Source organism: Kitasatospora sp. NPDC057542 (assembly GCF_042801945.1).
GTDB lineage: Bacteria > Actinomycetota > Actinomycetes > Streptomycetales > Streptomycetaceae > Kitasatospora.
Window position 1 is genome coordinate 1 of sequence record NZ_JBHVFE010000461.1, and the last position, 7,116, is coordinate 7,116.

Annotated in this window: 6 protein-coding genes; 2 read left to right on the forward strand and 4 right to left on the reverse strand. The window is 73.2% G+C overall.

Annotated features, from left to right (window positions below; all coding sequences use genetic code 11):
- Positions 1-767: electron transfer flavoprotein subunit beta/FixA family protein (locus tag ACFU7Y_RS36440; RefSeq protein ID WP_380770926.1), on the reverse strand; the 767-nt coding region annotated here is incomplete at its 3' end.
- A 320-nt stretch (positions 768-1,087) separates the two neighbouring features.
- Between ACFU7Y_RS36440 and ACFU7Y_RS36445 the strand changes: the two genes are divergently transcribed.
- Positions 1,088-2,311, forward strand: a complete 1,224-nt coding sequence (locus tag ACFU7Y_RS36445) for a hypothetical protein (RefSeq protein ID WP_380770927.1) — start codon at positions 1,088-1,090, stop codon at positions 2,309-2,311.
- Between the two features lie 495 nt (positions 2,312-2,806).
- Here the strand turns inward: ACFU7Y_RS36445 and ACFU7Y_RS36450 are convergent, their stop codons facing one another.
- The 3 genes from ACFU7Y_RS36450 to ACFU7Y_RS36460 all read right to left on the reverse strand — a co-directional run bounded on the left by ACFU7Y_RS36450 (position 2,807) and on the right by ACFU7Y_RS36460 (position 6,498).
- The gene (locus tag ACFU7Y_RS36450; RefSeq protein ID WP_224283751.1) at positions 2,807-3,613 is read right to left on the reverse strand and encodes a family 1 encapsulin nanocompartment shell protein; all 807 of its coding nucleotides are present in this window, start codon (positions 3,611-3,613) and stop codon (positions 2,807-2,809) included.
- Positions 3,614-3,638: 25 nt separating this feature from the next.
- Positions 3,639-4,676 (reverse strand): Dyp-type peroxidase, encoded by a 1,038-nt coding sequence (locus ACFU7Y_RS36455; RefSeq protein WP_224283750.1) that lies wholly within the window; start codon positions 4,674-4,676, stop codon positions 3,639-3,641.
- Positions 4,677-5,106: 430 nt separating this feature from the next.
- Positions 5,107-6,498 (reverse strand): MFS transporter, encoded by a 1,392-nt coding sequence (locus tag ACFU7Y_RS36460; RefSeq protein WP_224283753.1) that lies wholly within the window; start codon positions 6,496-6,498, stop codon positions 5,107-5,109.
- 156 nt (positions 6,499-6,654) lie between these two features.
- On the opposite strand from ACFU7Y_RS36460, the gene ACFU7Y_RS36465 reads away from it, so the two are divergent.
- On the forward strand, positions 6,655-7,080 hold the full coding sequence (locus ACFU7Y_RS36465; RefSeq protein ID WP_224283749.1) for a helix-turn-helix domain-containing protein: 426 nt from the start codon (positions 6,655-6,657) through the stop codon (positions 7,078-7,080).
- Positions 7,081-7,116: the final 36 nt, after the last annotated feature.

Sequence of the window (7,116 nt, forward strand, 5' to 3'; positions counted from 1 at the left end):
GCGAGGAAGGCGGCGAGCTGCTTGCCGCCCTCGCCCTCGTCCTTGACGACCGTGCCCGCGGTCCGCGCCGGACGCGCCGCCACCGACTCGACCGCCGTCCACGAACCCGCCAGACCGACCTCGTCCGCCTCGATGCCCAGGTCGTCCAGGTCCAGCGACTGCACCGGCTTCTTCTTCGCCGCCATGATCCCCTTGAACGAGGGGTAACGGGCCTCACCCGACTGGTCCGTCACCGAGACCACGGCCGGCAGCGGAGCCTCGACCAGCTCGGTCGCCGCGTCACCGTCCCGACGGCCCTTCACCACACCGCCCTCGACCGACACCTCCGACAGCAGCGTCACCTGCGGCACACCCAGACGCTCCGCCAGCAGCGCCGGCAGCACACCCATCGTGCCGTCCGTCGACGCCATGCCACCGATCACCAGGTCGAACCCGGTCCGCTCCAGCGCCTTCGCCAGGATCGCCGACGTCCCGATCACGTCCGTACCGTGGATGTCGTCGTCGTTCACGTGCACGGCCTTGTCCGCACCCATCGACAGCGCCTTGCGCAGCGCGTCCTTGGCATCGTCCGGGCCCACCGTCAGCACCGTCACCTCGGCGCCCTCGTTCGCCTCCGCGATCCGCAGCGCCTGCTCCACGCCGTACTCGTCCAGCTCCGACAGGAGGCCGTCCACGCCCTCCCGGTCGGTGGTGTGGTCGTCCGCGAAACGACGGTCACCCGTCGCGTCCGGCACGTGCTTCACACAGACGACGATCCTCAAGCTCATGAGCGGTTCTCCTGTCACGGGTGCACGGATGCAACTGGATCCATGGCCTCAGGCATGCCGAGGGTACTGAGTGCCAAGCCTGGCCCGGGCGCGACGCGCGCACCGCAAGCGCCACCTGGACCGGCATACCGTGTCGGCTCTCTTCGACTGGCGTCAGAGGCTCCATGGAGAGAATACGGCACTCAGTACCCCTCGTAAAGGAACTCAGTACCCTTCCCGGTGCCCGGGGCCGCGTCGGCGTCCACCAGAATGCCCAAGCACGCCGCTGTCGGTGCCGATCCCGGCCCCGGGCGCCGGGTCGGTACCGAGGAGGACGGAACATGACGTCGGTGGAGGTGCTGGTGGTCGTGCACACGGCGGTCTACGGACAGCGGCTGCGCGATGTCCATGCGCTCCTCGACGCCGACCCGCGGGTGCGGGTCCGGTTCACGGTCGCGCCGCACACGTTCAATCGGGGCGCGGCAGCCCATGTCCGGCGGCTCGGCGGAGCGGTACTGCCGTGGGCGGAGGCCGTCCGCCGGAGGTTCGACCTGGTGCTCGCCGCCGGCTCGCAAGGGCTGGAGCGGGTGCACGGACCGACGGTCCGGCTGCCGCACGGAGTGGGGCACAACAAGCTGTCGCCGACCGGCGTCGGGGCCGGGCGGACCGTCGCCGGGCTCGGGCCCGAGTACGTCCTCTGGGAGGGACGGCTGGTACCCGCCGCGTACACGCTCGCGCACCAGGACGACCGCACCGAGCTCGGTCGTGGCTGCCCGGAGGCGCTGAGGATCGCCGAGGTCGTCGGCGATGCCGACCACGACCGGATCGCCACCGCGCTCCCCGATCGGGAACGGTACCGGACCGCGCTCGGGCTACGGCCCGGCGAACGGCTGGTGCTGCTCTGCTCCACCTGGGGCAGCGGTTCGCTGTTCACCCGGCTCGACACCGTGCTGCCGCGGCTGGCCGCCGAGCTGCCCCGCAGCGGCCACCGCACCGCGCTGCTGGTCCATCCCAACGTGTCCGCCCTGCACGGCTCCCGGGCGGTCCGTGCGAGGGCGACCGCCGCCGCGCGCGGAGCGCTCAGCGTGCTCGGGCCCGAGGAGGACTGGCGCCCCCTGCTGGTCGCCGCCGACTTCGTCATCGGCGACCACGGCTCGGTCACCCTCTACGGCACGATGACCAGCGCGCCGATCCTGCTCGCCGGGTACCCGGCCCGGGGCATCAACCCGCGCTCACCCGGCGCACAGCTCGCCCGCACCGCGCCGGCGCTCAGCCCGTCCCGCCCGCTCACCGCCCAACTCACCCACGCCGCCGAGCAGTACCGACGGGAGGACTACGCGGCGATCGCAGCCCGGATCAGCTCGGAGCCGGGCCGGTTCGATCGCCGGATGCGACGGCTGCTCTACCGCGTCCTGGGCCTGGACGAGCCCACCCACCCGCCCACGCCACCCGCACTGCCGCTGCCCGCGCCGCTGTGGCCCGGGCACGACGACGGCGGGGTCGGCGCACCGAGGGCCGTGGCGGAGGCATCGCGGGCGGTGTCGGGAGCTGCCGGGGACTTGTAGAGGGCGAGGGCCTCCCGCCAGCGGGCGGCCGCCTCGGCGAGGTCCCCCCCGGCGCGATGCCGAAGGCGCGCAGGAAACCCGCGAGCACCTCGGCGGGATCCGCCGGTCCGCCAGGGGCGTGGGCCCGCAGGTCGGCGAAGAGCTGGCCGTCCGGGAAGCGGCCGGAGTGGCTGCGCAGCCACTGGACTCCGAGGGCGGTCTTCCCCACCCCGGCGGGTCCGGTGAGCACCACGGTCACGTCGGCGGGCCCGGTCGCTTCGTCCAACTCGCGGTCCAGCTGACGGAGATCATCACCCCGCCCGACCAGCCGGCTTGGCACGTGGGGAAGTTGGCGGGGCACCGGCAGCAACGACGACCGGAGGCGACCGAAGCATTCGCAGGGATCGTCCGAGTATCACTGATACCACGCGCCATGACGCCGAGTCGGTCGAATGCGGCCAGTGCGGCGCCCCGGGGCAGGTGCGGTTCGCGCCGGCCCCGGCGTGGTGGGTGCCGTCAGCTCCGGCGGGCGGTCAGGGGGACGGCGGCTTCGGGGGTGAAGACACGGGCGGCGAGGGACTCCTGGAGATAGAGGGCAACGGTTTCGGGGGTGTGGGAGAGGTAACCGACGCTGACGTCCTGGCCGAGGTGGAGTTCGAAGTCGCCGCCGCGGATGGAGAGGAGGAGGGCACCTTCGATGGCGGGGGCCCAGATGAGTTCGCCGTCGAGGAGGCGGGCGATGTGGCTGGCGACGGGGTATCCGTGGTCGGAGGTCTCGTTGACGGCGGTGTAGGCGTCGGCGCCGAGGAGGAGCACGTAGGGGCCGCCGATGCCGGCGAGCCGGAGGGTGGTGAGGGCGCGGCTGACCGCCTCGGGGTACTCGCGGACGTCGACGGGGAGCGGGACGGCGGGGTTGCTGGCGGCCGGGCGGATGCCCGCGATTCCTGCGGCGGGGTAGCCGTCGAACACGGCGCGGTCCTCGGCGAGGGCGAGGGTACGGGCCGCGTCCTTGACCGGCTGCCAGTCCGAGTCGCGCGAGCCGCGTTCGACGTCGTCGACGGCGTCGCGGCGGACGGTGAAGGGGACGCGCAGTTCGACGACCGGCTGGGCGGTGCGGGAGCGGGCCTGGATACCGTCCGCCGGGGGGTCGATGGTGGTCAGGTGGCCGGTGCCGACGGCGGCGAGGGTGGCGCCGTCGGGGCCGTTGAGGTCGACCACCCGGCGGCCGGCGATGTGGAGCTTGAAGGTCTGACGGGCCTCCTCCTCGATCTCCTCCCAGGCTGCGGCGGAGATCGGGGCGAGGTCCCGGTGGAGGTTGTTCATGGGCGGGTCCTGTTCGGGTGGACTGTCAGGGGGTCTGCTTGAGGCTGCCGATGCCGAGCGAACCGTCCCCGGAGGACGGGGCGGGACCGGAGACAGGGGTGGGGGCGGAGACAGGGGTGGGGGCGGAGCCGGGCGCCGGTGGAGGGGAGTCGAGGAAGTCGGCGGTCGGGACGAAGAACAGCCCGCCGGTGACGGCGGTGGAGAAGTCGAGCAGCCGGTCGGTGGTGCCGGGCGGGTTGCCGACGAACATGTTGCGCAGCATCTCCTCGGTCACCCCGGGGTCGGCCGCGTAGCCGATGAAGTAGGTGCCGAACTCGCCGCCGCGGTCGAAGGATCCGAACGCCATGTTGAACCGGACGATCTTCCGTTCCTCGCCGTCCGGCCCGGTGATCACGGTGAGCGCCACGTGCGAGTCGGCGGGCTTGACGTCGTCGGCCAGTTCGATGTCGGTGAGCTTGGTGCGGCCGACCGCGCCCTCCTGCTCCTCGACGCTCAGCGCGTTCCACCTGTCCAGGTCGTGCAGGTACTTCTGGACCATGACGTAGCTGCCGCCGGTGAACTCCGGGTCCTCCGCCCCGACCAGGGCGGCGCTCACCGCGGCCCGGCCCTCGGGGTTCTCCGTCCCGTCGACGAATCCGAGCAGGTCCCGGTCGTCGAAGTAGCGGAAGCCCTGGACGGAGTCGGCCACGGTGGCCGTCCCGGCGAGCCGGCCGACGAGTTGGCCGGCCAGCTCGAAGCAGAGGTCCATCCGCTCGGCCCGCAGGTGCAGCAGCAGGTCCCCGGGGGTGGCCGGGGCCCGGTGGCGGGTGCCGGCCACTTCCTGGAAGGGGTGCAGGCAGGCCGGGCGGGGACCGGCGAAGAGGCGGTCCCAGAGTGCGGAGCCGATGCCGGTGACGCAGGTGAGGGCGCCCTCGGGGGCCCGGAAGCCGACGGCGCGGCGCAGTGCGGCGAGCTCGGGCAGCAGGTCGCGGACGGCCTCCTCGCGGCCGGGTTCGACGGTGAGGACCAGGAAGACGGCCGCGCTGGTCAGCGGGGAGAGCACGGCTTGTGGTTCGGTCTGCATGGTCGTGACCTCTCTCAGGACGCCCGGGAGGCGTCCCGTTCGGCGCGGTGGTCGGCGAGGATCTGCTTGAGCTGAGGATCTGCCTGAGCTGCTGCGGCGGCGCGGGCCGGCTGTCCATCAGCTCCTCCTGGGGGTGGCGCCCCACGGCGGATGGACCGGCACTGATCCGATCATGGGAATGATTACATCGCAAAGCGGACAATCCGGCACGGTCGGCGCACAGCCGAACGGCCCCACCGGGCGGACCGGACGGACCGGACGGACCGGACGGACCGGACGGACCGGACGGACCGGACGGACCGGATGGACCGGACGGACCCGCCGGAAGCCGCCGGAAGCCGCTCCGACGGGGCCGTTCGACGCGGACGGGCGGCGCTCCCCCACGGGGTGCAGGACCGCCCCCACCGGATGCAGAACCGCCCCGCGGGCTTCAGGCCCGCCGCCGCCCGGCGCCGGTGGCGGCCACCGCGGCACCCAGCACCGCCGAGACCACCGGCACCACCAGCGCCGCCCGGAAGCCCTCCAGCACGGTGGCCCCCGACCCCAGCACGGCCAGGTTCACCGTGGTCACGACCGAGAGCCCGAGCGCCGCGCCGAACTGGAACGAGGTGTTGAGCAGCCCGCCGGCCAGCCCCTGCTCCTCCTGCGCGATCCCCTCGGTGGCCGCGATGGTCAGCGGCCCGTACGCGAGGGCGAAAGCGAGCCCGGTCAGCAGCATGGTCGGGAACATCATCGGGTACGTCCAGTCGGCGCCCACCGGCAGGAACAGCCCGTACGAGAGCGCGGCCAGCAGGAAGCCTCCGAGGATCACCCGGGCGTTGCCGAAGCGCTCCACCAGCTTCGGGGTGAGGGTCGGCGCCAGCACCGAGTCCACACCGATCGCGAGCAGCGCGAGGCCGGTCTGGAGCGGGGACCAGCCGCGCAGGTCCTGGAGGTAGAGGGTGGCGACGAACTGGAAGCCGAAGAACGAGCCGGCGAACAGCACCGCGCCCAGGTTGGCCCGCAACAGCGGCCCGGAGCGCAGGATGCCCGGGCGCACCAGCGGCGCCGAGGAACGCCGCTCGACCACCGAGAACCCCGCCAGCAGGGCGAGCCCGCCGGCCAGCACGGCGGCGGTCGTGACGGCCCCCGCGCCCGGCTCGCCGATCCGCACCACGCCGTACACCAGCAGCAGCATCGCCCCGGTCGCGGTGGCTGCACCGGCCAGGTCGAAGCGCCCGCCGGGGGCCCGGTCCGGCGCCGCCTCGCGGGGGATCAGCGGGACGGCCGCCACCAGCAGCGCACCGGCCAGGAGCACCGGAGCGAAGAACACCCAGCGCCAGCTGACCGCCGTCAGCAGGCCGCCGACCACCAGGCCGAGCGAGAAGCCCGCCGCGGCCGTCCCCGCGTACACCAGCAGCGCCCGGTTGCGCCGCGGGCCCTCGGGGAAGGCGGTGGTGATGATCGACAGCCCCGCGGGGGTCATGAAGGCCGCGGACAGGCCGGTGACGAATCGGGCCAGGATCAGCACCCAGCCCTCGGTGGCCAGGCCGCCGAGGCCGGAGAAGAGGACGAAGACGGTCAGCCAGAGCAGGAACATCCGGCGCCGGCCCAGCAGGTCGGCCGTCCGGCCGCCGAGCAGCATGAACCCGCCGTAGCCCAGCACGTAGGCGCTCAGCACCCAGGACAGCGCGCCGGTGGACATCCCCAGGTCGGCGCGGATCGAGGGCAGCGCCACGTTCAGCATCGCGACGTCGATGCCCTCCAGGAAGATCGCACCGCAGAGCACGGCCAGGACGGCGGCGGACCGGCCGCCGGGTCCCGTCGGGCGCTCCTCGGGCACCGGGGCGGCCTCCCGGCTGTTTTCGGGCAGGGCTGATGACACGGACACCTTGTGGCTCCTCGGAATGGGGGGGCGGCGAGGGCTCAGGGCGGTTCTCTTCCGTCCGGTCGGTTCCCTCTTGTAACCACCCGTCATCCTCGGGCAGCATCAGGGATCGTGGAAGAAGGCACTTCGAAGGAACCGACGCACTGCGCGGGTACCGAGGACGGCTACGACGTCCTCCAGTGGGACGTCCGAGAGGACTGCGAGGTGCGGCAGATCCTGGACCGGATCGCCGACAAGTGGTCGCTCCTGGTGATCGCCCTGTTGGACCGGCAGTCGCTGCGCTTCACCGAGCTGCGCCGGGCGATCGACGGGGTGAGCCAGCGGATGCTCACCGTCACGCTGCGCCAGCTGGAGCGGGACGGCCTGGTCGAGCGGACGGTGCACCCGGTGGTGCCGCCCCGGGTGGACTACGCACTGACCCCGCTCGGGCGGACGCTGCACGCCACCATCCAGTCGCTGGTCACCTGGACCGAGGCCCACCAGCGCGAGATCGCCGGCGCCCGGGCCGCGTACGACGCCCGGGAGGGGGCGTCCTGAACGGCGGCGAGGGGCGGGTGCGCCTCCTCGCGCACC

Excerpts from the sequence above, each read along its gene's own strand:
- ACFU7Y_RS36445 (WP_380770927.1), top strand. The coding sequence starts at position 1,088 with ATGACGTCGGTGGAGGTGCTGGTGGTCGTGCACACGGCGGTCTACGGA.
- ACFU7Y_RS36450 (WP_224283751.1), bottom strand. The coding sequence starts at position 3,613 with ATGAACAACCTCCACCGGGACCTCGCCCCGATCTCCGCCGCAGCCTGG.
- ACFU7Y_RS36455 (WP_224283750.1), bottom strand. The coding sequence starts at position 4,676 with ATGCAGACCGAACCACAAGCCGTGCTCTCCCCGCTGACCAGCGCGGCC.